Raw genomic sequence first — 20,665 nt, 5'->3', positions numbered from 1 at the left:
ACGCCCCCACGGAGGTCACCAAGCCGGGCCCGGCGGCGGCCCTCCCCCGGCCCTCGGGACCTCCGCGTGCGGAACGTGCCTGGTGCCGAGCTCGCGGCCCACGAGCGGGGCGACCGTGCGGATCAGCCGGCCCCCGTCTTGGGCCCAGGGGCCCGAGTCGGTCCTTCGCGCGGTGCCTGCCGGCCGGCGACGTGGACTCAGCGGTCCCAGGGCGGCTCCGCCGGACGGCGGTGCCACCACCAGCCCCGGCCGGCGACCTCCGAACCCGATCCGGTGAGGTTCCCGAGCAGCGCACCGGAGTCGTGGTCGGTGCTGCGCCGGAACATCTCGTCGAGCTCCGCCACGGCCCGGACGAGCCTCTCGTGCTCCGGCCCGCCTGTCCCGGCCAGCTCCTCCAGCCGGTCACGGGTGCGCAGATCCTCGGCGTACTGCTCGAAGGGATAGCGTCCTCCCGGTGCCCACCCGGCGTCCGCCCGGCGCACCATCCGTTCCCAGAGCGACAGCGCCTCGCGGGCCCGGTTCACCGGGTCGGCCGCCGGCGCCACGCCCTGCGGGTCCGTCGCAGCCGCGAAGGCGTCGGTGACCGGAGTGTCCACCCTCTCCTCGTGCAGGATCTCGGCGAGCACCTCGACCCGGGCCGTGGGGAGCTGCTCCATGGCGGCCTCGACCGCGTCCACCACGAGAGCCGGAGGACCGCCGCCGTCCGATGTGTCGTCCGATGTGCCGGCCGCCTCCAGCAGACGTGCCCGCGCCACCGTCCCGTCCGGGCCTGCCGCCCAGTACGCCGACGGGGGCCGTTCCTGCGCGGGGTACAGGACGGTCGTACCGAGCCGGGCCGCGAGCCTCAGTGCGGCCTCGGCCTCGGCCGGCGGTGTCGCCACCGCGTCCGATACGGAGACGTCCCAGGAGAGGGCCAGGTCTCCGGTCACGGAGTCACAGGTACAGAGGACCGGGGCGTCCCAGTTCCTGCCGCCGGTCTCCTCGGTGTACTCGGTGGCGACGTCCACGTCCCGCGTCTTCACGCCCAGTGCGCCGGCCAGTGCGGGCGCCATGGCATGCGGCGGAGGCCGGTGCACCGTAAGGAAGTTGTAGAACGCCGTCACGAATATGTCCCGTCATAAACCTTCTTGGCTTTCTCGACCACCTCAGGATGCTCGGTAAACCGCGGGCCCTTGTCAAAGCGCTGGTACGTGTCACGGCTGCACGTGCTCCCGGCTACTGCACTGAGCTACCGAGGGCCGCGCACCATCCTCACCTCGGACTCCGACGACATGCTCAGACTCTGCGGCGACAGAGCACACGTCGAAGGCGTTTGAGCCGCCTCAGCCGTCCTGGCGCGGTGTGGTGGCTATGTGCCGGGCCCGGTCCGGGGTGATCAGCCGGCGGAGCACCGGGTCGGTGAGGAGGACCACCGGCGCGATCCGGTACGGCGAGTCGGAGCGCCACTGCGGGAGGGCGGTCTCGATGACCTGCCAGGCGCCGTCGGTGTCGCCGGCCCGGACGAGGGACCGTGCGGCCTCCAGTGCACGTTGGAAGACGGGCGCTTCGGGCAGCGGCGACGGGACGACGGTGTCGACGCGGGCCGCCCAGTCGGCGTCCGACTCGGCGGGATCACCGACCACTTCGGGCAGCACGTCCGCCAGCAGGCCTCGCGGAAAGGGCCCGTGGGTGCCCTCGCGCCAGCCGGGGACGGCGTCGGACTGCCCGCGCAGAACCAGGGCGGCGGCCTCCGCGCGCACCTGCTCCTTGCCGATCGCCTCCATGACGTGCGCGTTCTCGAAGACGCCCCGGAAGATCTTCTCGAAATAGAACCTCTTGCCGGGCTCGTAGTCCGTCAGCTCAAGGAACGCCTCCAGCATCACCCGCAGGTAGGCAGCGGCGCCCGAGCCCTTGGTGATGGCTCGCTCGAAGGTGTCCACGGCCGTCGAGACCTCGCCGCGCAGCGCCTGCGCACGCCCTTCGGCGACCAGGTCCTCGGCTCCCTCGGGATGCAGGGGGCGGCCTCCGGCGCCTGCCCTCTCCTCCAGTGCCCGGCGCTCCGCCACGATCAGTGCGGCGAACGAGGCGTACCGCTCGGTCTCGAAGGCCACTGTGCGGTACGCCGCCCACTCGCCGTCCTCGGAGACGTCTGTGGGGTCCAGCAGCCAGTCGTCCTGGTCCTCCACCACGGAGATCAGCAGTGCGTGGTCCGCCAGCCGGGCGCCCCTGAACTCCCTGGCTGTCTCCCACAGCCAGGGCTCCTCCTCGCGCAGCCGGCCGATGGTGTCGGTCGTCCGCATCTGCCAGCCTGCGGGGCCGAGGGTCAGCCAGCCGTCGGAGGCGCCGAGGAAGCTGCGGAAGCTGGGCGGGAGCCGGGTGCCCAGCCGCTCCTCCAGGGCCGTGAGCCGCTCCTCGTCCGCCCCCTCGGCCCCCAGCCAGCCGGCCACCCGCTGGGCGTCGCCGACCTGGTACTGCTGGTCCTCGTCGGACAGGCGCAGCATCTCGGCGCTGTACTCCGTCAGATACTCGCGCCACTGCTCGACCATGCGCGGCCCGCTCACCGCTGTCTCACGTGCCCGTCGCACACTTGCCCCCGATGTCGCGTCGTCGGCTCGGTCCCTCGCCCGGCGCCGTCCTGACGTCACCGACGCTAATGCCTGCCACTGACAACGACGCCGCGGTCGCACCGGCAGTTGCGGGAACCGCCACGTGGGAACGGCAGCTCGTGCCGGACAATGAGAGCCGTGCTGCCCTTTGTCTTTCGCGTCACCAAATACGACCCTGCCCACCGTGACGAACACGGCCACTACACCGGCACCGAGGACACCGTCAGCGACCACGGCCAGGTCGAGGACGCCTACCTTCAGGCAGTCGAGGCGTTCGCCGAAGCAGCCGGTATCGACCGCCTGGCCGTACGCGAACCGCAGGTGCCGTCCCTCGCGCACTTCGGCGTCGAGCAGCCGGCGGACGGATTCGGGCTGGACGGTGTCCTCCCGGGCGGCCTGGCCGGCTTCCGCGACGGCACCGAGGTGACGCTCGGCGTCGCACTGGAACTGGTGCGGGTCATGCTGCGCGACGGGGGTGCCTGGTGCCGGCTGGAGGTGGAGGGCGCCTTCGCCGTGCACGTGGGCTGGGACCAGTACCTCTACGTCGGCAGCAACCTGCCCTGCGAGCAGGCGCTTGCCCGGACCCGCGCACTCGGACTGTTCCCGGAACACATGGACGCCTCGCCGTACGACGCGGAGACCGACGGGCAGCACGTCCAGCGGCCGGGCGACGACGACTTCTGGGACGGCCTGCACCGGGCGGTCACCACGGGCAGTGCCGGAATCCTGGAGGAGACGTACGTCGAAGGCGCTTCCCGATGGCACCGCCTCACCGCCGGCACCATCGGCGCGGTTCGCGCCGGACTCGCTCCCCGCGCCCGGCTGGCCGTATGGCCGGACCTGTCCGCCGATGTCGGCACGGTCCTCGACGCCCTCCCCGCCGAGGGCCTCGTCGAATGCGTCTGGCAGGACGAGACCGGCCTGATCCGCAGCACGGTCGCCGACGAGGAGGACTTCCCGGCGCTGGTCCACCGGGTCTCCGGAGCCGTAGCCGTAGCGCTCCTGCCCGTGTACGCCGATGACCGGGAGCCGCTGTCCACCGCTGTCATGCCCGACGCCGACGGAGTCGTACGAGCTCGCTGGCGGACCGAGCCGACAGCGGGTGACCGCCGGTGGGCTTTCCTCATGTCCCTGCACCCAGGTGACATCGTCACCGGCCCGGTGGTGTGCATCGCCAACTTCGGCGTCTACGTGGACGTCGACGGCTTCCCGGCGCTGATCAACATCCCCGAACTGTCCCGGCGCCCCATCGAGCATCCCTCGGAGGTCGTCTCCCTCGGTCAGGAGATCAGCGCCAGGATTCTCGGCGTAGACATGACCCGTGACCGAGTGACGATGTCCCTCAAAGCCCTGCGCCAAGGTCCGACCGCATCGGCGAGGTAACGCACGGCGCTAGCGCTCCACACGCCTCAGGCCGCGCACTGCCGGGATCGCCAGCAGCAGGGCGCAGGCGACGAGCGCCATGGAGGCGGACACGTACAGCAGCGGCCCTGCCCCCACGACGATCGCGAGCGGACCGGCCGCCGCCTGCCCGACCGGTTTCATCACCAGCGAGCCGGCCGCGTCGTACGCGTGCACCCTGCCGAGGACGTCCTGTGGGATGTGCGTCTGGACGCTCGTGTGGAACATGACGGCCCAGAACGCCATCCCCACGCCGCTCACCCCGTAGCACCCGGCGATGAGCGGCGCGGGAAGGTCGAGAGCGATCCCCAACGGCATGAGCGCCCAAAGAACCATGGAGACCGCGCCGGCCCGGAGCGGATGCCGCGGGCGGAGCCTGATCGCGACGATCCCGCCCAGCACACTTCCCACCCCGAGGGACGACATGACCAGGCCGAACGCCGTTGCCCCGTAGTCGGTGACGAGCGTGCTGTTGCCGAGGGTCGTGGTGGGTCCTGCGCCGGCCAGCTGCCAGAACATGAAGACGACGATGACGCTCCACAGCCAGGTCCTGGCCCGGAACTCCTGCCATCCCTCGACGAGATCGGCCCGGAACGACGATCCGCCGGCCCGCTCGGCCGGGCCCATCGGGACCGAGCGGAGCAGGAGCAGGCAGGCACCGCTGGCCGCATAGGTCAGGGCGTCGAGAGCCACCACCACCGCAGGTGAGGAGACCGCCAGCAGCAACCCGGCCAGGGACGGCCCGATGACGACGGTGACGGACTCCGCGATGCGGAGGGTGGCGTTGGCCTTCTGTACGTCCTGGGCTATGAGCGGGGTGATGCTGGCGACTCCCGGCTGGAAGACCGCGCTGCCCGCTCCGATCAGGGCCAGCAGCACCAGGATCTGCCACAACTGCGGCGTACCCAGCAGGAACAGCAGCGCGAGCACCCCCTGGGAGCACAGCCGGGCCGCGTCCGAGACGACCATCAGCCGCCGTGCGCCGAAGCGGTCGGACATCACCCCGCCGAAGATGATCAGTGCCGCGAACGGTGCTACGAGCGCGGCGAGCGCGTAGCCCACCCCGCTCGCCCCGTGTCCCGCACGGATCACGGCGGCCGTGATCGCGACGGGGAGCATCGCGTCGCCCAGCAGAGAGGTGGTGCGGGCGGTGAAGAACAACCGGAAGTCCGCTGTCCACAGCGGAGGATCGGACGAGACCCCCTTGACCCGTAGGTCACGGGCCATCTCCGAGCCAGCCAACGCTCACCGTCCCCCGTATGCCGTTGATTCGACCAGGGCGACACTCTCGCGCCCTGACCGATCTCGGTCAACGCCATTTCTTTCAGCCGCCCCGTCCCCGGCCTCACGGCGACCCGGGTTGTCCACAGGTTCGTGCAGCAGTCCGGTTCTCGCGGCATCCTCCTTCTCCATGACGGGAAGCCTTCACCAATTCGCCCGGCGGGGCATTCTGCTCACCCGGGAGGTCGTCACGGCCGGTGTGCCACCACGGCAGTTGAGCCGGTCGTTGAACGCGGAGGACTGGCAGCGTGTCGTGCGTTGGAAGGAGTCCGCCGGACGCGCCTGGTCACCGCCGACCTGCTGACCGCCGCCTGCGCCACACACGGAACCCGTCGCCACCTCGCACTGCGGGCCGAGGGATGGCTGGCCCTGGCTGATCACAAAAGACGGACACCCATTCCGGACATAAGGGATGCCCACCTGTCCGTAACCGCCCACCACCCCCCTCATTGCGGGAGGGCGACCCAGGGCTTCACTCCTGGCGCGACGGCAGGCCTCGTCCTTGCGCGGGCCGCCCGCCGCCCTGCGGTCAACCCCCGTATAGTTCCGGTGCGTTGTACGCCGACCTCGGTTATCGCCCGGGTTCACTTGAGGAGTTGTGATGTCCCAGATGGATGAGTCCGCCACGCCCCATGTGATCGATTCCAGCAAGCCGCATCCCGCCCGGATGTACGACTTCTGGCTCGGCGGAAAGGACAACTACCCGGTGGACGAGGAACTGGGCCGCCGGATGCTGGCCATCGAGCCGAGTGTGCGGGATGTGGCGCAGTCCAACCGGGCCTTCATGCGCAGGGTGACCAGCTGGGCGGCCGGGAACGGGATGCGGCAGTTCCTGGACATCGGCACAGGTATACCCACGGAGCCCAACCTGCATCAGGTGGCGCAGCGCGTGGCGCCCGAGGCCCGGGTGGTCTACTGCGACAACGACCCGATCGTGCTGGCCCACGCGGAAGCTTTGATGCAGGGCACACCCGAGGGCGCCACCTTGTACGCGAAGGCCGATTTTCGCGAGGCGGATCGCATCCTCGAACAGGCGGCGGAGATCCTGGACCTCTCGCAGCCCGTGCAGCTCTCGTTGATCGCACTGCTGCACTTCGTCAGCGACGAGCAGAACGCGTACGAGCTGGTGGGCCGCCTGGGGGACGCTCTGGCGCCGGGCAGCCAGATGGTGATCACCCATGCCAGCTACATACCTGGCGACGCCAGGCTCGCCGAGGTCGACAACCAGTACAAGGCCGGGGAGATCACCCTGGCTCTGCGCAGCCGCGACGAGGTCGCCCGGTTCTTCGGTGACTTCGATGTCCTGGAGCCCGGTCTGGTCACCCCCGACCAGTGGCGGCCTGAACTCGGCGAGTTGCCGGAGAGGCAGCTGGACCCCACGGTGCCCTTCTACGCGGGCGTGGCCCGGAGGTAGGTGCCGCCCGCCGGGCCACCCGCATCCCCGTGCTCACTGCGGGAGGAGGACCCAGGACCTCATGCCCTGGTGCGGTGGGCCCGCCTCACCGACGCCCCACTCGCCGCCCCAGTCGTCGACGGCCGCCGCCAGCAGCCAGAGGGCCCGCCGGCGGCGGACCTCGCAGAGGGAGAGGATGCCCGGGTCGGCGTGCCGGGGGTGCTGGTCCCAGAGGACGAGGCGCAGCGCGTCGTCGCGGTGGCGCAGGGAGAGGTAGAGCTCACGGCCGGGTGTGAGCATCGCGCTGACGGCGATCAGTTCGGCGACGGCGAGCGTGGCGGGCCAGACGCGGGAGCGGAGCCCGTACAGGGGCAGCGCGGCGGTGACCGCGCGCCGCCCGACCGCCGCGCTGCGGGGGTCACCGGGCAGCGTGAGGCTGAGGACGAGCCCCTCGGCGGAACGGGGCTGAGGGGATGGGGCGAGTGCGGGTGCTTTCGCGGGGCACAGGGCGGTGCGTTGAGGTGGAGGCGCGTACGGGTGCATGGCTGACTCCCTGGTTCAGGCGTCGAGTTGACGGTCACCGTCGCTGCGGGTGAGCTGTGGCCTGTCTCCCTGGCGCGGCCCTGCCCCTCCCAGGGCAGGAGATGCGGGCGGGACCGCGCGATGCACTTCGGCTTGGCGCAGCGTGTGCGGTGCAGAACTCAATGTAGCCATACAGGGGGCAAAATTACCCTCCCGCAGGGAGAAGTGAACCCTTTCGTGGATGCGCCGCGCGCTCAGACGGCAGACTGCCGGTGACCGCACGCGGAGAGGAACGGCATGGCAGCGAGGACGTCCCCCACCGAACGCCAGAAGCGACTTGGGGCAGAGCTGCGGAGAATGCGCACGTCAGCCGACGTTTCAGCCGAGCGCGCTGCCGAACTCCTTGCCGTCGATCGCGGCAAGATCTCGAACATCGAGTCGGGCGCACGGCCCATCAGCCCGGATCGCTTGCGCACCTTGGCCCACAACTGCGGCTGCACCGACGACAAGTACGTTGACGCGCTCGTCGACATGGCACAGCCCCTCAGCCGGGGCTGGTGGGAGAAATACCGGGGCGCCCTGCCCCACGGCCTGCTCGACATCGCCGAGTTGGAGGCCCACGCCGTGCGCATGCGGGCGGCGTACGCGATGCACATGCCGGGCCTGCTCCAGACGACCGAACACGCGCTGGCCCTGTTCCGGGTGGTCGTTCCGCAGCTGCCGGAGCGGGAGATCACTCTGCGGCTGGCCCACCGCGTGGAACGCCAGGCCGTACTCGACCGCGACCCACCAGCTCCGTACACCGCCATCGTGCACGAGGCGGCCTTGCGCATGCAGTTCGGCGGGCGCTCCGTGGCACGCGCCCAGCTCGGGAACCTGCTGGAGAAGTCCGAGCGGCCCGACGTGAGACTCCTGGTCATCCCCTTCGTAGCGGGAGCATTTCCTGGTGCCGGTCAGACAGTGCTGTACGCGCACGGCGCGGCGCCACAGTTGGACACCGTGCAGATCGACAACTCGCACGGCCCCGTCTTCGTCTGCTCGGAGGCTCAACTGGCGAAGTACCGGGCCCATCTGGACTGGATGGAACGGATCGCTCTGCCGCCGCGTGATTCACGGGACTTCATCCGTGCCATCGCACACCAACTCTGAGGAGAAGACCGATGTCAGACGTCCAGTGGGAAGAGCCGTTCTGCGGCGAAGGGAACTCCTGCTTCCGGATAGGGACCGATACGCAAGGAAACGGCTACGTCGCCCTTGTAGGGGCGGAGGATCGTTACCTCACAGACAGCCGCGAGTCCCTCCAGCAGATGATCCGGGACATCAAGGCCGGCAAGGCCGATCACCTGCTGTAGACGGCATCCGCACCCGCGTCCCCACCGGCCGGGCGCCTGCGTCGGCTCAGGAGCTGCCAGGCGCCCAGGCCCAGGACCAGCACAGAGCCGGCGCCGATCCCGGCGAACCCGATCGCCCGCATCGTGAGGTCAGCCCCACCGCCCGCGCCCGCGTCGCCCAGGCCGAAGCCCGCCGCCTCCGCGTCGCCGTCGTACGACGGGCCCGGCTGTGCCGTTCCCTGGATGCCGACGTTCAGCGTCACGGGGACGCTGCTGGGCACCTTGGGGTCGAGGGTCACCTGGACGTAGTACCAGCCCTCGAACCGCATCGCCGACTCCGCCTCCGCCGCTCCCCCGAACCGGTTCCCGTAGGCGGCCGGGGCCGTACCGAGATCGACTCCGGCGGGGGCGCCCGTGTAGCCGGTGCTCTTGTCGGAGACGCGGCCACGAGCCGTGTTGTACAGCGCGAGGCGCAGTCCGTTGACGGTGAAGAACGAGCTGTCCGAGGTGGTGTTGGCCAGCTGGGCGCGCAGGAACAGCTGCTGGCCCCAGGCGACCGGCACCTTGTAGAACCGGCTCTCGCCCGGCCGGATGTCATCCCTCCAGGCGCCGTCGCCCACCGCTGCCGCTTCGTTGAACCCCGTGCCGCCGCGAACCTTCTGCGGAGTGCCGTCCGAGGGTGCCGGTGCCTTCGAGCTCCAGGATGTCGGCGCCTGGGGCACGTCCGTGCCGGCCTTGAGCCCGGGCTCGGCCATGTAGGTCAGCTCGATCGGCCACTTGGCCGTGCCGCTGGTCTGAGGGCCCGCCCATGACACGGTGTAGAGATAGTCCCCGGCCTCCTGGCAGGGACTGCTGCTGTCCTCGATACGACGCGACGCGTAGTCGGCGATCGGGCGTGTGGTGTCGCCCCCGAAGTACACGGCCGGGCCGGAACTGCACGGTGTGCCGCCGGTCGAGGTCAGGGAGACCTGAAGGCCGTCGAGGATGCCGCTCTTCGTGCCGGGGGGCGGGGCGAGCACCGTGGAGACGAACGCGCTGGACGTGTCGTCCAGCCGGACCCGGTAGTACTTCTTCTGGCCCGGGCCGATGGTGTCCGAGTAGATCTTCGCCCGTTCGAGCCGAGGCCCGTCCGCGCTCGACGCCGTACCGGTGACGGCCACTGATCCGTCAGCCGGCCGGTACGAGGATGCGCCGCCTCCGGGGGTGTCGTCCGCGCGCATCTGCGCCGCTGCGGTGCCTGGCATCAGCAGTACGCAGAGTCCTGCCGCCGCGCCGATGGCGGCAGCCGCTCCGGGCCTTGACATCATTTCGCTCCTCAGCCGGCAGGCTTGGTCACGACCCGCTGGTTCGGCGAAGGGGGACCTTAGAGGTGCGGTCGGCCGCGAGGTAGAGGGTGTCCACTCCGTCGGCGCGGTCGTCCTCGATGTGGAGGATGGTGGCGAAGCCGAGGCGGCCGAGGAGTTCGAGGTGGCCGGCGTTGGTGGACCAGGTGCGCAGCACGATCCACGGGGGCAGGGACGCCGGGAGGTCGAAGAGCTCCTGGTAGAGGGCGCGCGCGATGCCGTGCCGCCGGTGGCGGGGTCGTACGGCGATGGTGCTCACGTACAGGCAGGGGCACAGCTCGGCGAAGCGTGGGTCGTGGTGGTTGCTGCGGAAGGACACGAAGCCGGCGATCTGGTCCTCGTGCCAGGACATGATCAGGTCCTGCTGGAGCATCTCGTCGAGGTAGCCGTTGGCGGGGGCGGCGGCCTCGGGGTCGCGCAGGTCGGACACGGCGGTACCCCCACGCGAGGTGAGCGGGGGGACGAACTCGTCGGCGACCTCCGCGAACATGTCCGTCAACTCGCCCAGCCGGTCGGTGGGAATCGTCCCTGGCCGGTACCACCGTGTACTGATGTCGCTCACACCACTCCTTCGTCGAGCCGGCGCTCGGGCCGGCCCGCCGGGCCGCTCAGGGTCGTCGGCGCCGTGTCCTGAAACGTCGGCGCACACCGGTGAAATCTACTGCGAACAGGGCCCAGAAACCAAGCAGGGGGATCACGGTGGCCACCACATGAAGCAGGGTGAATCCGACGTCTGTGAGGGAGGGGACCAGGCTGGCTATTCCGGCGGCGGCGGAGATCGCGAACAGCACCTGGACGCGGCGTAGTTCCGTCTCGTTGTTGTAGTCGGCCAGTTGGCGGGAGTGGTTCTCGAGAGCGTGCAGGCGGGACATGGCGGTCTCCTTGTGCCTGCGGACTTTCAGGTTCTTCTCCAGGTACTCCGCGACCCGCAGCAGGACGGGGTCCTTGAGCATCACGTCGAGATTGTCGATCTCCGACAGGTCCTGTACGAGAGCCGTCTGGTTCGCGGCCAGTACGTGGGCACCCGCCAGTCGCCCGCCCGTACTGCCCTGCGGTCCGCGCAGGTCGTGGGCGTTGATCCACAGCTGGCAGACGAACCACTGGGCATGGACAAGGTTCAGCAGCGTGGTGACCGTCTCGGCCTCGGCGGCTATCGCTCCGGGCTCTCCCCTGATCACCGTCGACCATCCGGAACTCGCGACCTCAAGGCCCCTGAATCCGAGAGGTTCGGCGAGACCGTCCTCCGGGAGGGCGTCCACTCTCTCGGACAGCCAGAGCAACTGCCGCACCCGCTCGTCGGGGAGGTTGTCGAGGTCGCCGATGAAGCACAGGCGGAAGTCGTGGAAGGCGTAGCAGAACGGTCTGGGCTCGATGATGCCGGCCACCGCGACCCGCAGGGCCCGTACGGCGGATCCATGCGACTCAAGGGCACTGGATCGCACGTTGGAGGGGATCCGCAGATCCAGGTTCTCGCTGAGTGCGCGGCACCGCTCCAGGTAGGACAAGTAGTCCCGGTTCTTCCACTCGACCAGGTCGTCGTAGAAGCGCTCGATCTCGGCTACGCCCTCGGTCAGGGTGAACGTGTAATCCACCGAGACCACACCGAGCCACGGATACATCCGCATCCGGCAGCCGAAGGACCACTTGGCCCCGGCGAGCACCGCGTCGCCGCCGGGCAGCGCACACGAGAGGACCGGTGCGTGTCCGGCTAGATACGATAAGTTCCAGCTACGCAGCATGGTCATGTCTACGTCCACCGTGCCGTGCCGGGCCTGCACCACCTCCATCAGACGCCTGGTGTCGGCGATGGTCCCGCCGAGGTCGTACTTGATGGGCACGAAAACCCTCAGCCCTGTTGCGCCATGCGCATCCACGGCCCCTCCCCCGAGTCGCATCCTCAGCTGCGCGCAGCCCCCGGCGTTCACCATACGGCCTGCGGGTCCAGAACACGTCAACTAGCCTTCCAGGGAAGGGCTTTGGGCGACAGATAACCCTACGAGGCTCCGGCGCGCTGGAAGGTGACCTCGACGCGGCGGTTCTTCTTGCGGCCCTCTTCGGTCTTGTTGTCGGCGATCGGGTAGTCCTCCCCATAGCCACGGATCTCGAAGGTGACACTCGGGAGTCCTGGGGAAAGCACTCCTGACACCGCGTCGGCCCGCTTCTTGGAGAGCACGTCGCCGTGGGCCTCGGAGCCGAGGTCGTCGGTGAACCCGAAGACACGGACCTTGGCCGCCTTCTGGTTCCTGATCTCCTCCGCGATAGCGGTGATACGGGCATTGGCCTCACCGCTCAGCTTCGCGCTGTCCTTGCCGAAGAGGACCTCGGCCTGGAGGGCGAAGGTGATGTCCACGTTGGTGTCCTCGCGGCGCTCCTCACCGCCCAGGTCCTCGACGACGGACTTGATGTCGAGGACGCGGATGTCCCCGAGGGTCGCACCGTCCCCGAGCATCAGGCCGGGCGAGTTCGCGTCGACCTCGACGGGCGGCGAGGCGGAGGGGACGGCCGTGGGGTTGTCGTCCGCCGTTGCGGGGGCGGCGCCCCACAGCGTCGATGTGCCGAGGACGAGGGTTGCGGCGGCGCAGAGTCCTACGCGGCGGCGGAGCGCACTTCTGGGCGCGGCTCGTGTGGGGGTAGGTGGCTGCATTACGGTCGTCACCCCGAGATCTTGATCGTCGCGGTGGGCATGGTGGGGATCTGGAAGTCGACGTCGGTGACCTCTGCCGGTGGGGCGGGAAACTGAACGAAGAACGGTGCGGCTTTTCCGGGCGCGATGCCTGTGGTGAACTTCGTGCAGAGGCACCTGCCATCTGTGTCACGAAGAACCAGGTAGCGCTTCTTGCCCGCCTGATCCACCAGGGAAGCACCGGCCACGGATGCTCCGTTGGCGGCCATCTCCTGCTCGCCCCCCTGCCACCCCTGGGCGCCGAACTGTTGCTTCGAGCCGTTAGTCACGGAGCCCTTCAGCGTGACAAAACCACCAGAATCTCTCTCAGCCGAGTTGACTACAAGATCAATACCGTCCGGACCTTTCACGCTGGCCAGAACAACTGACGGATCGGCGCTCTCCTCAGCGTCCACCGGACTAGACTTTCCCGACGAGGAGGAGTTGGGTTGCTTTTGCTCACTCTCAGGCGCATCTGTCCCCCCGTCGCCCCCACAGGCAGTCAGCACGACAGCCATGGCTACGGCGGCGGCAGCAGCAGCGGCCCCCTTGAAGCGAATCCGGGTCATGGCTGCACGCATCTGCGTGTTCCTCTCGGTGACGTTCACTTACTTGTCGGCCAGGTGGACGGAGAAAAGGTCTGCCAGGTCGGGCAGTAGGTCAAGGTTCTCCGGGTCGATACGGAAGTCTTCGTCATCGCAGACGACTTTGTACGGTTGCTGCTCCTCGTCCTCGTCCGTGTCGCCTTCGTCGTCCTCCTGCGAGGGACTCGACGAGGGAGTCGGCGAGGGAGTCGGCGAGGGAGTCGGCGTAGGGCTCGTGTCTTCTTCGATACGGCAGCGCGGCTCGATCACCGCTCTGGCGGTTGCCCGGGCCTTTTCCGTCTCGGTGCTGGCGATGACCGAGCTGCCGACGGTCCGGTTGGTCTCGACCGTGACAGTGTAAGACGCCTCGGGCCAGTCATCAGAGCCGCAGGAGACCTGGTGGGCATCGTTCTGCGCCGCAAGCCGGCCGGCTGCGGAACACGACCCCGCTCCGACGCCCCGCCCACTCAGCAGGTCGTCCCACTCCTCGAAATCGAAGGCCCCGGGCCAGCTCCACTCGTCACGCGCATCCAGCGCCGCCGCAAGGGCTGCGGCGTCCGCGGCCGTCTGGGCCTCGTTCTTCCTCACCGAGGCCTGACCGACGGCGAAGTAGGCGAACGCAAGGAAGAGCAGGCCTGCCACCACCGCGATATAGATGGGGAAGGCCTGTCCCGCGTCACGAGCTCGCGTGGCTGTCATCAGCCACCCGTGACCTTGGCGATCTGCGCGGTGAGCGCACCGGCAATGACGTTGCCAAGGTTCGTAGTCATGAGCACCCCGATGATCGCCACAACCACCACGATGATGCCCAGGTACTCCACCGCGCTCTGTCCCCGGTCCTGGTCCGCCCGAGCCTTCATCCGCTCGACGGACGTGTTCGCCCAGACCTTGGCGTTGACGGAAGCCTTCAGCATCAGCTTGCTCATGGTGTTCCCCTCCGGGTTCGGCCGGCCGGTTGCCGGCCGATGCATAAGACTCTGTGGCGCCGCGCCCGTTTCCGGCTTCCTCCAGGCCGGTGCCGTTTGCGACGTATGAAACGTTAAGGCGGATACCCCGCCCGCCGCAGGCCCTCCGGGCCCAAAGCCGGGCCCAGGACGCGCATTGGCCCAATCGCGCCGACCTCGGCCCGGTTCGCGTTGCGGCGTGCGAGCCTGGCCTCCCCCGTTCAGCCATGGCGATCCGTCCCTCGCGCCCCAAGCCCCGTCCCCGGCGCCGTACCGAGCCGGCAGGCGATCGGTTCGCTGGGTTCCATGACCTCCGCCTCCCTCGAACTGACGCCGTGCTTGCACCCGTTGAGGTTTCTTACCCCGGTATGGATTCCTTCAGCCGAAGACTGTGCCACAACAGGTTGCAGTCGCGAAAGAGTCCCTTCCCCCGCAGTCGACGGGGAGGGGTTCCGGCGCGGTGACGCGGGCTCGGCTGCCCGGCCGCCCCTGTGCAGGAAGATCGTCGTCAACACCCGCTCACTCCCCCGCCAGGGACCCGAAGTCGGTGCCGGATCCGAGCAGCATGGCGGCGCCCATGAGAAGCACGGTCGCGGGGATCATGAAGGTGGTGACCATCAGGGTGGCCTTGGGGACGGCCTTGGCCGCCCTGCGCCGCGCGTTCTGCGCGTCGGTGCGGCGCATGTCGTTTGCGATGGCGATGAGGGTGTCGACGATCGGCGCGCCGAGTTCCTCGCCCTGCTGGAGTGCGGTGACGAACATGGCGACCTGCTCGGAGTCGTTGCGTCTGCGCAGTTCGTCGAAGGCCTGGCGGCGGCTGATGCCCATGTCCATCTGACGCAGGGTGATGCGCAGTTCGTCGGCCCATGGGCCCGTGTACTTCTCCGACACCCGGTCCAGTGCCTGCCGGAAACCGAGTCCGGCGGAGACGACGACGGCGAGGACGTCCAGGAAGTCGGGAAGCGTGCGGTCGATGTCGTCCCTGCGTTTGCGGATGGCCGCCCAGATGCCGACCTCGCCCCAGAAGAGACCGAAGGCGACCATCAGGAGCGCCAGGAGGAACTGGCCGCCGGCGAGCATCGCGAAGGCCGCGAAGGCGCCGAGGCCGCCGTACACGGCTCGGCGGGCGGCGTAGCGGTCGATGGTGAGGCCGTCGGGGTTGCCCGCCATATCGATCTTGTGGCGTTTCGCGCTGACCTTCTTCGGCCCCATCAGCCGGAGAACCAGCGGCGCCCAGCGCATTCCGAGCCGGTCGAGGCCGGAGCCCACCGCGGTGGTGCGGGTCGAGCCCACTTCCAGGGCGAGGGCGAGGTCGCTGGGGAGGGTGGCCTCGGCGCGATACATCCGTATGCCCTTGAAGACGCCCAACACACTGAGGCCGACGACGAGAGCGAGCAGCAGTTCCATACCGGTCCCCTCCTCAGATATCGATCTTGGAAATGCGGCGGATGGCGATGAACCCGACGGTGTAGAGGCCGAGCGAGACGACGACGGCGGTCTGTCCGAGGAACGTTCCCGTCATCCTGTCGAGTGCTCCGGGGAGGATCGAGTTGATGAGGAGCATCGCGCCTACGCCTATGCCGGGGACGGCGTACGCGGTGGCGGTGATCTGCGAGAGCTGCGTGCGGACCTCGCGCCGGGTCTCCTTGCGCTCCTCCAGGGTGATGGTGAGGTTGCGCAGTGAGCTGACCACCTGGCCGCCGGCCCGGTTGGAGAGGATCAGGGTGGCGACGAGGACGACCAGTTCGCGGGAGGGCAGGCGGGTGGCGAGCTCGTCCAGGGCGTCGTCGAGCGTGCGGCCCACGCCCAGCTGGTCGGCGACGGTGCGGAGTTCGTCGCCGGCGGGCGCGTCGAGTTCGTCGGCGGCCATGGCGATGGAGGTGCGCAGGGAGAGCCCGGCCTGGGTGGCGTTGGCGAGCACCCTGGAGATCTCCGGCAGCTGGCTGATGAAGGCTTCGGTGCGCTTGGCGCGGTGCCAGTTCAGGAAGGTGTTGGCGCCCCAGATCCCGGCGAGCCCGGCGAGCGGGCCGAAGAACGAGGCCAGGACGGAGGCGGCGATCAGCCACAGGGCCGCGGCTCCTGCCACGACGTAGAGGAAGTACTCGCCCGGAGTGACGTCGAGGCCGGTGGCCGCGAGCTTCAGCTCGATCCTCCTGCCCAGTTCCGTACGGCGCAGCCGGCGGTCGAGCCCCCGGAAGCGGCGCTGCGGGCCCATCTCGATCTGGCCGGCCGAGGAGAGCCGGTCGATGAGGGCTTCGCGCTGGGCCCTGCCCGAGGTGTACGCGTGCAGGCCCATGACGCCGAGTACGCAGCACAGCAGCGTGACGCCGAGGGTGAGCGGTGCGAGGTTGTCCATGGCGGGGTACCTATCTGGCCTCTCGGGTGGCGAGGTATTCGTCCGACGGAGCGACCCCGAAGGCCTGGGGGATCGGCTGTCCGGCCATGTGGAGCCGGTCGGCGATGCGGCGCGGGAGCGGGAGGGCCTGGAACTCGCCGTGGATCACGCCGTCGGTGCCCATCGGCCGGGCGTCGAACCGGGAGACTGTGACGATCCTGTACGGGTCACGGCCGTGCGAGTCGAGCACCGCGATCTCGGTGACCCTTCTGGTGCCGTCGGCGTGCCGGGTCAGCTGCACGATCACGTCCACGGCGCTGTTGATCTGGTCGTGCAGGGCCTCGAAGGGGATCTTGATCTCGGACATCGACGCGAGTGTCTGGAGTCGCATCAGCGCGTCCTCCGCGCTGTTGGCGTGGACGGTGGCGAGCGAGCCGTCGTGGCCGGTCGACATCGCCTGGAGCATGTCGAGCGACTCGCCGCCTCGGACCTCACCGACGACGATGCGGTCGGGGCGCATACGCAGGGAGTTGCGGACCAGGTCGCGGATGGTGATCTGGCCCTTGCCCTCGACGTTCGCGGGGCGCGACTCCAGCCGGATCACATGCTGCTGCTGGAGCTGGAGTTCGGCGGAGTCCTCGATGGTGACGATGCGCTCACCTTCGGGGATGAGCCCGGAGAGCGCGTTGAGCAGTGTGGTCTTCCCCGTGCCCGTGGCCCCGGAGACGATCACGTTGAACTTCGCCTGGACGAGTCCGGCGAGCAGCAGCAGCATCTGCTGGTCCAGCGAGCGGAAGCTGATCATCTCCTGGAGGGAGAAGGACCTGGGGAAGCGCCGGATGGTGAGCGTCGCGCCGGTGAGCGAGAGCGGCGGGATGATGACGTTGACGCGCTCGCCGCTGGGGAGCCGGGCGTCGACCATCGGATTGGCCTCGTCCACGCGGCGGTTGACGGTGGAGACGATGCGCTCGATGGTCTGCATCAGCTGTTCGTGGCTGGCGAAGCGCAGCGGGAGCTGCTCGACCTTGCCCGCCCGTTCGACGTAGATCTGGTCGGGTCCGTTGACCATGATCTCCGTGATGGAGGCATCCTCCAGGAGCGGTTCGAGGACGCCGAGTCCGAGGGCTTCGTCGACGACCCGGCGGATGAGCTGGGAGCGTTCGACGGTGGAGAGGACCGGGCCCTCACGGCTGATGATGTGGCCCAGGACGCGTTCGAGCCTGGCCCGGCGGTCGGCGGCGGCGAGCGAGGACATCTCCGCGAGGTCGATCTCCTCGAGGAGCTTCGCGCGGTACGTCGCGACCAGGTGGCCGTCCTCCCGTCCCCCTCCGCGCTCCTCGGGGGCGGTGATGCGTGCCCGCAGGCTCATGGGCGGTACTCCTCGGATGGAATGGGTGCGCTCAGTCGCGGGACATGGCGGAGTCGCGTGGCATGGTGGCGGACTTCTCGACGGTCCGGTCTCCGAGCAGGCCGAGCAGGATGTCCGGGATCCGGACCGTGACCGTCACCGTGACCGCGTCGCCCCCCGCGGGCGGCGAGATCCGGGCCCCCTCGGCGACCCAGCCGGTCATGGAAGCCCTTCCGACCTGCGCATAGGACCCTGACACGTCCTCCTGTGCCGCTGTACGCGCGGCGGCCCTGGCCGCCGTGCCCGCCTGCTGGGCGGTGAAGGCGACCAGGCCGAGCTGGATGCCGGCGAGGCCGATCATGATGAGGACGGGGAGGAAGCCCAGGTACTCGATGGCGGTCGAGCCCCGGTCCCGGCCGCCCCCGCGCGGTCTCCGTCCGGTCGCGCGTGAGGTCCGTACGGGTGCCATGGCGCGTCACTTCCCTTCCGCAGCCGCGCCGGCCGTCGCGTTGACGGGAATGGGGAGGCCGACGAGGCCGGGGAACAGGACGGGAGCCTGAAGCCTGACGGTGGCCGTGACCACGTCCTCCCCTCCGCCTCCGCAGTCGATCTCCGCGGCGCCTTCCCAGGCGCTCGGGAGCCGTTCGTGCACCGCGGCCTCGCAGCCGCTCTGCCGGTCCGACCCGCCCGCGGCGACCGCTCTGCGTACGCCTTCGTCGGCCGCTCCGCTCGCCAGGGTGAACGTGTAGCCCACCAGCACCGCCTGCCAGAGCAGCACCAGCGTCACCAGGATGATCGGCACCATCCCGGTGAACTCGACGCTCAGCTGTCCGCGGTCGTGTCCGAGCCATGTCCGTATCCGGCCTGGTTCTCCCCGGCTCCGCGTCACTTCCGGCCTCCCCCGCTGGTCGTGCCGCCCCTGCGCCGACGGGCCCCGGCCGAGCCTCTGTCGGCGCCGCGCAGCATGCCGCCGTGCGGTTCCGTTCCCTGAGAAGGCTTCACGAGTCCGAGCTCTCCCGCCAGAGCCCAGAGGGCCTGTTTCACGGTGGAGCGTGGGTCCAGTTCGTGCATCCGGCCGGAATCCACCGCGCCCTGGAGCTCCTTGAAGTTCGCAGGGACCGCCGTGCCGGCCATCCGGGTCCCGGTGATCCGCTGGATCAGAGCGGGCTGGATCTCCGTGTTCCGGTTGAGGCGGTTGACGAGTGTGACCGTCTCCTCGGCCTTGCGGATCTGGAGCCGGTCCCAGATCCGGACGATGCGCTTGGCGCCCCGCACGGCGACGACGTCCGGTGTCGTCACCAGCACGGCGATGTCGGCCATCTCGATCGCCGCGGCGTTGGCCCCGCTCATCTGGCTTCCGCAGTCGATGACGACGATCTCGTAGCGCGAGCGCAGGGCGCTGACGATCTGGCGGGCGGCGCGGTCGCTGACCTCCTCGCCGCGTTCGCCCTCCCCGGGGGCCAGCAGCAGCGCCAGGCCGGTCTCGTGGGAGAACACGGCGTCGGAGAGGACACGCGGTGATATGTCGGTGATGGCCGCCAGGTCGACGACGGAACGCCGGAACTGCACGTCGAGGTAGGCCGCGATGTCGCCGGTCTGGAGGTCCAGGTCGACGAGCGCAGCCGACCGCCCGGAGGCCTGGGCGGCCAGGGCCAGTTGTACGGCCGTGACGGTCGCCCCGACTCCGCCCTTGGCTCCGGTGACCGTCACGACCGTGCCGCCGGGGCCGGAGAACACGTCGCTGCCCGCCCCGAGGTGGCGGCGTACGCCCGTGGACCACTGGGCGGCGACCTGGACCCGGTTGGCGAGCTCCTCGTAGCTCAGCGGGAGGGTGACAAGGCCGCGTGCCCCGGCGTCCATGGCGGCGGCGAACAGGGTCTGGCTCGCGTCGGCGGTGACGAGCACGACCCCTACGGCGGGGAAGCGCAGGGAGACCTCCCGGATCAGCTCCAGGGCGGGCACCGGGCCGATCCCCTCGTGGACCAGCACGACCTCGGGCAGTTCCTCGATGGCCTCGCCGGCGAGGCGGGCGAGGGTGTCGACGAGCTGCGTCGAGTCACCGGCCGGGGCCGCCGGCTCGGCGTCGGGGAGCTGGCTGAGCAGGGTGGTCACGGACCTGACCGCGTCGGGGTCGCCGACCGCCGGGAGGATTCTGGTGGTCATCCGATCCTCACTTGTCCTTGTCGAGCGTGTACGTACGGTCGCCCGGGCTGATGGTGCCGTCGCTGCCGGGAGCGATCAGCGCGAGACGCACGTGCTGGGCGAAGGACTCCGCGTAGGCGACCCGCTGGGTGTCGAGGGTGTTCAGCGCGAAGGTGATCGGCACGGCCTCGGTCGCCTGGTTCCTGTCGTCCTTCCCCGGTTCCAGGGGGGTGAGTTCGCCGACGTCGAGGACCTTGGCGTTGGAGACGATGACCTTGGACTGGGAGGCCTCGCCGTCCCGCTCGCCCTCGAAGGTGGCGTAGATGTTCACCTTGTCGTTCGGCCGGATCTTGCCCGCCACACCCGTGGCGGCGTCGATCATGATGGCGATCTCCTGCTCACCGGGCTTGAGTTCGGGGCTGCCGGCCATCATGTCGGACTGCATCAGGGAACCCTTCTGCAGTTCGGTGACGGCGATCTTGCCGTCGACCTCGTCGAGCTCCGTGACGGCGTTCTCCGACAGCCAGCGTTCGGGCATGGAGACCTTCTCGAACTGCCCGGCGGTCAGGGCCGTGTACGGGGCCACGTCTTCCTTGAGGCGGTAGGCGTCGACCTCGGGCCCGACCTTCGAGTTGACGTCGCTGATCACCGAGAGCACCCCGGCGAAGGCACCCAGGGCGCACAGGACCGACAGGAGCAGGAGTATCACGCCGCGGCGCTGGCGGGAGTTCATGGGCCGGACAACCTCGTTCGGGTCGGATAGGTGGAGCAGGGGACGGAGAGGGACGCGCGGT

22 protein-coding genes are annotated in these 20,665 nt (G+C 69.4%); 4 read left to right on the top strand and 18 right to left on the bottom strand.

Translation table 11 applies throughout. From position 1 onward, the window contains the following. Nucleotides 1-197: 197 nt before the first annotated feature. Nucleotides 198-1,103 carry a hypothetical protein gene (locus tag ACIREO_RS38460; RefSeq protein WP_404119384.1) on the bottom strand — a complete coding sequence of 302 codons (906 nt, stop codon included), beginning with the start codon at nucleotides 1,101-1,103 and terminating at the stop codon, nucleotides 198-200. Nucleotides 1,104-1,322: 219 nt separating this feature from the next. Further along, nucleotides 1,323-2,540, bottom strand: coding sequence for an SMI1/KNR4 family protein (locus tag ACIREO_RS38455; RefSeq protein WP_404119382.1), 1,218 nt, complete (start codon nucleotides 2,538-2,540; stop codon nucleotides 1,323-1,325). Between the two features lie 183 nt (nucleotides 2,541-2,723). On the opposite strand from ACIREO_RS38455, the gene ACIREO_RS38450 reads away from it, so the two are divergent. Continuing rightward, nucleotides 2,724-3,968 carry a S1 RNA-binding domain-containing protein gene (locus tag ACIREO_RS38450; RefSeq protein ID WP_404119380.1) on the top strand — a complete coding sequence of 415 codons (1,245 nt, stop codon included), beginning with the start codon at nucleotides 2,724-2,726 and terminating at the stop codon, nucleotides 3,966-3,968. Nucleotides 3,969-3,977: 9 nt separating this feature from the next. Here the strand turns inward: ACIREO_RS38450 and ACIREO_RS38445 are convergent, their stop codons facing one another. Continuing rightward, nucleotides 3,978-5,228 (bottom strand): MFS transporter, encoded by a 1,251-nt coding sequence (locus ACIREO_RS38445; protein WP_404119378.1) that lies wholly within the window; start codon nucleotides 5,226-5,228, stop codon nucleotides 3,978-3,980. 640 nt (nucleotides 5,229-5,868) lie between these two features. Here ACIREO_RS38445 and ACIREO_RS38440 point away from each other — a divergent pair. Then, complete coding sequence (locus ACIREO_RS38440; protein ID WP_404119375.1) at nucleotides 5,869-6,681, top strand: SAM-dependent methyltransferase; 813 nt, start codon at nucleotides 5,869-5,871, stop codon at nucleotides 6,679-6,681. A 33-nt stretch (nucleotides 6,682-6,714) separates the two neighbouring features. Here ACIREO_RS38440 and ACIREO_RS38435 read toward each other — a convergent pair whose 3' ends face one another. Then, nucleotides 6,715-7,203, bottom strand: coding sequence for an ATP-binding protein (locus ACIREO_RS38435; RefSeq protein WP_404119372.1), 489 nt, complete (start codon nucleotides 7,201-7,203; stop codon nucleotides 6,715-6,717). A 276-nt stretch (nucleotides 7,204-7,479) separates the two neighbouring features. Between ACIREO_RS38435 and ACIREO_RS38430 the strand changes: the two genes are divergently transcribed. Both ACIREO_RS38430 and ACIREO_RS38425 read left to right on the top strand, forming a co-directional pair. Further along, complete coding sequence (locus ACIREO_RS38430) at nucleotides 7,480-8,331, top strand: helix-turn-helix domain-containing protein (RefSeq protein ID WP_404119369.1); 852 nt, start codon at nucleotides 7,480-7,482, stop codon at nucleotides 8,329-8,331. A gap of 11 nt (nucleotides 8,332-8,342) precedes the next feature. Continuing rightward, entirely contained in the window at nucleotides 8,343-8,534 is a 192-nt protein-coding gene (locus tag ACIREO_RS38425) for a hypothetical protein (protein ID WP_404119367.1), read from the top strand. Here ACIREO_RS38425 and ACIREO_RS38420 read toward each other — a convergent pair. The 14 genes from ACIREO_RS38420 to cpaB all read right to left on the bottom strand — a co-directional run bounded on the left by ACIREO_RS38420 (nucleotide 8,522) and on the right by cpaB (nucleotide 20,604). Next, nucleotides 8,522-9,817, bottom strand: a complete 1,296-nt coding sequence (locus ACIREO_RS38420; protein ID WP_404119364.1) for a hypothetical protein — start codon at nucleotides 9,815-9,817, stop codon at nucleotides 8,522-8,524. The two genes, ACIREO_RS38425 and ACIREO_RS38420, sit on opposite strands and share 13 nt — an antisense overlap. A gap of 28 nt (nucleotides 9,818-9,845) precedes the next feature. Next, entirely contained in the window at nucleotides 9,846-10,418 is a 573-nt protein-coding gene (locus ACIREO_RS38415; RefSeq protein WP_404119362.1) for a GNAT family N-acetyltransferase, read from the bottom strand. 46 nt (nucleotides 10,419-10,464) lie between these two features. Then, nucleotides 10,465-11,694 (bottom strand): hypothetical protein, encoded by a 1,230-nt coding sequence (locus ACIREO_RS38410; RefSeq protein WP_404119359.1) that lies wholly within the window; start codon nucleotides 11,692-11,694, stop codon nucleotides 10,465-10,467. Between the two features lie 155 nt (nucleotides 11,695-11,849). After that, a complete protein-coding gene (locus tag ACIREO_RS38405) occupies nucleotides 11,850-12,500 on the bottom strand; it encodes an OmpA family protein (RefSeq protein WP_404119491.1) in 651 nt (216 codons plus the stop codon). An 8-nt stretch (nucleotides 12,501-12,508) separates the two neighbouring features. Beyond that, the gene (locus tag ACIREO_RS38400) at nucleotides 12,509-13,099 is read right to left on the bottom strand and encodes a hypothetical protein (protein WP_404119357.1); all 591 of its coding nucleotides are present in this window, start codon (nucleotides 13,097-13,099) and stop codon (nucleotides 12,509-12,511) included. Between the two features lie 27 nt (nucleotides 13,100-13,126). Next, entirely contained in the window at nucleotides 13,127-13,801 is a 675-nt protein-coding gene (locus ACIREO_RS38395) for a flp pilus-assembly TadE/G-like family protein (RefSeq protein WP_404119355.1), read from the bottom strand. Beyond that, nucleotides 13,801-14,028, bottom strand: a complete 228-nt coding sequence (locus ACIREO_RS38390) for a hypothetical protein (RefSeq protein ID WP_404119353.1) — start codon at nucleotides 14,026-14,028, stop codon at nucleotides 13,801-13,803. Before ACIREO_RS38390 ends, ACIREO_RS38395 begins: the two co-directional genes overlap by 1 nt. Nucleotides 14,029-14,565: 537 nt before the next feature. Then, entirely contained in the window at nucleotides 14,566-15,453 is an 888-nt protein-coding gene (locus tag ACIREO_RS38385) for a DUF5936 domain-containing protein (RefSeq protein WP_404119350.1), read from the bottom strand. A 13-nt stretch (nucleotides 15,454-15,466) separates the two neighbouring features. Then, the gene (locus tag ACIREO_RS38380; protein ID WP_404119348.1) at nucleotides 15,467-16,402 is read right to left on the bottom strand and encodes a type II secretion system F family protein; all 936 of its coding nucleotides are present in this window, start codon (nucleotides 16,400-16,402) and stop codon (nucleotides 15,467-15,469) included. 10 nt (nucleotides 16,403-16,412) lie between these two features. Next, nucleotides 16,413-17,750 carry a CpaF family protein gene (locus ACIREO_RS38375; protein WP_404119346.1) on the bottom strand — a complete coding sequence of 446 codons (1,338 nt, stop codon included), beginning with the start codon at nucleotides 17,748-17,750 and terminating at the stop codon, nucleotides 16,413-16,415. Between the two features lie 31 nt (nucleotides 17,751-17,781). Then, nucleotides 17,782-18,198 carry a TadE/TadG family type IV pilus assembly protein gene (locus tag ACIREO_RS38370; protein ID WP_404119343.1) on the bottom strand — a complete coding sequence of 139 codons (417 nt, stop codon included), beginning with the start codon at nucleotides 18,196-18,198 and terminating at the stop codon, nucleotides 17,782-17,784. 6 nt (nucleotides 18,199-18,204) lie between these two features. After that, nucleotides 18,205-18,618: a TadE/TadG family type IV pilus assembly protein gene (locus ACIREO_RS38365; RefSeq protein ID WP_404119340.1), complete on the bottom strand. Its 414-nt coding sequence runs from the start codon at nucleotides 18,616-18,618 to the stop codon at nucleotides 18,205-18,207. After that, complete coding sequence (locus ACIREO_RS38360; protein WP_404119337.1) at nucleotides 18,615-19,892, bottom strand: CpaE family protein; 1,278 nt, start codon at nucleotides 19,890-19,892, stop codon at nucleotides 18,615-18,617. Before ACIREO_RS38360 ends, ACIREO_RS38365 begins: the two co-directional genes overlap by 4 nt. 7 nt (nucleotides 19,893-19,899) lie before the next feature. Then, nucleotides 19,900-20,604, bottom strand: a complete 705-nt coding sequence (cpaB, locus tag ACIREO_RS38355) for a Flp pilus assembly protein CpaB (RefSeq protein WP_404119334.1) — start codon at nucleotides 20,602-20,604, stop codon at nucleotides 19,900-19,902. Between the last annotated feature and the right edge of the window lie 61 nt (nucleotides 20,605-20,665).

The organism is Streptomyces sp. NPDC102441, assembly GCF_044765585.1.
Lineage (GTDB): Bacteria > Actinomycetota > Actinomycetes > Streptomycetales > Streptomycetaceae > Streptomyces.
This window is presented reverse-complemented; position numbering and strand designations above follow the sequence as displayed.

Excerpts from the sequence above, each read along its gene's own strand:
- ACIREO_RS38440 (WP_404119375.1), top strand. The coding sequence starts at position 5,869 with ATGTCCCAGATGGATGAGTCCGCCACGCCCCATGTGATCGATTCCAGC.
- ACIREO_RS38435 (WP_404119372.1), bottom strand. The coding sequence starts at position 7,203 with ATGCACCCGTACGCGCCTCCACCTCAACGCACCGCCCTGTGCCCCGCG.
- ACIREO_RS38430 (WP_404119369.1), top strand. The coding sequence starts at position 7,480 with ATGGCAGCGAGGACGTCCCCCACCGAACGCCAGAAGCGACTTGGGGCA.
- ACIREO_RS38425 (WP_404119367.1), top strand. The coding sequence starts at position 8,343 with ATGTCAGACGTCCAGTGGGAAGAGCCGTTCTGCGGCGAAGGGAACTCC.
- ACIREO_RS38420 (WP_404119364.1), bottom strand. The coding sequence starts at position 9,817 with ATGTCAAGGCCCGGAGCGGCTGCCGCCATCGGCGCGGCGGCAGGACTC.
- ACIREO_RS38405 (WP_404119491.1), bottom strand. The coding sequence starts at position 12,500 with ATGCAGCCACCTACCCCCACACGAGCCGCGCCCAGAAGTGCGCTCCGC.
- ACIREO_RS38400 (WP_404119357.1), bottom strand. The coding sequence starts at position 13,099 with ATGCGTGCAGCCATGACCCGGATTCGCTTCAAGGGGGCCGCTGCTGCT.
- ACIREO_RS38395 (WP_404119355.1), bottom strand. The coding sequence starts at position 13,801 with ATGACAGCCACGCGAGCTCGTGACGCGGGACAGGCCTTCCCCATCTAT.
- ACIREO_RS38390 (WP_404119353.1), bottom strand. The coding sequence starts at position 14,028 with ATGAGCAAGCTGATGCTGAAGGCTTCCGTCAACGCCAAGGTCTGGGCG.
- ACIREO_RS38385 (WP_404119350.1), bottom strand. The coding sequence starts at position 15,453 with ATGGAACTGCTGCTCGCTCTCGTCGTCGGCCTCAGTGTGTTGGGCGTC.
- ACIREO_RS38380 (WP_404119348.1), bottom strand. The coding sequence starts at position 16,402 with ATGGACAACCTCGCACCGCTCACCCTCGGCGTCACGCTGCTGTGCTGC.
- ACIREO_RS38375 (WP_404119346.1), bottom strand. The coding sequence starts at position 17,750 with ATGAGCCTGCGGGCACGCATCACCGCCCCCGAGGAGCGCGGAGGGGGA.
- ACIREO_RS38370 (WP_404119343.1), bottom strand. The coding sequence starts at position 18,198 with ATGGCACCCGTACGGACCTCACGCGCGACCGGACGGAGACCGCGCGGG.
- ACIREO_RS38360 (WP_404119337.1), bottom strand. The coding sequence starts at position 19,892 with ATGACCACCAGAATCCTCCCGGCGGTCGGCGACCCCGACGCGGTCAGG.
- cpaB (WP_404119334.1), bottom strand. The coding sequence starts at position 20,604 with ATGAACTCCCGCCAGCGCCGCGGCGTGATACTCCTGCTCCTGTCGGTC.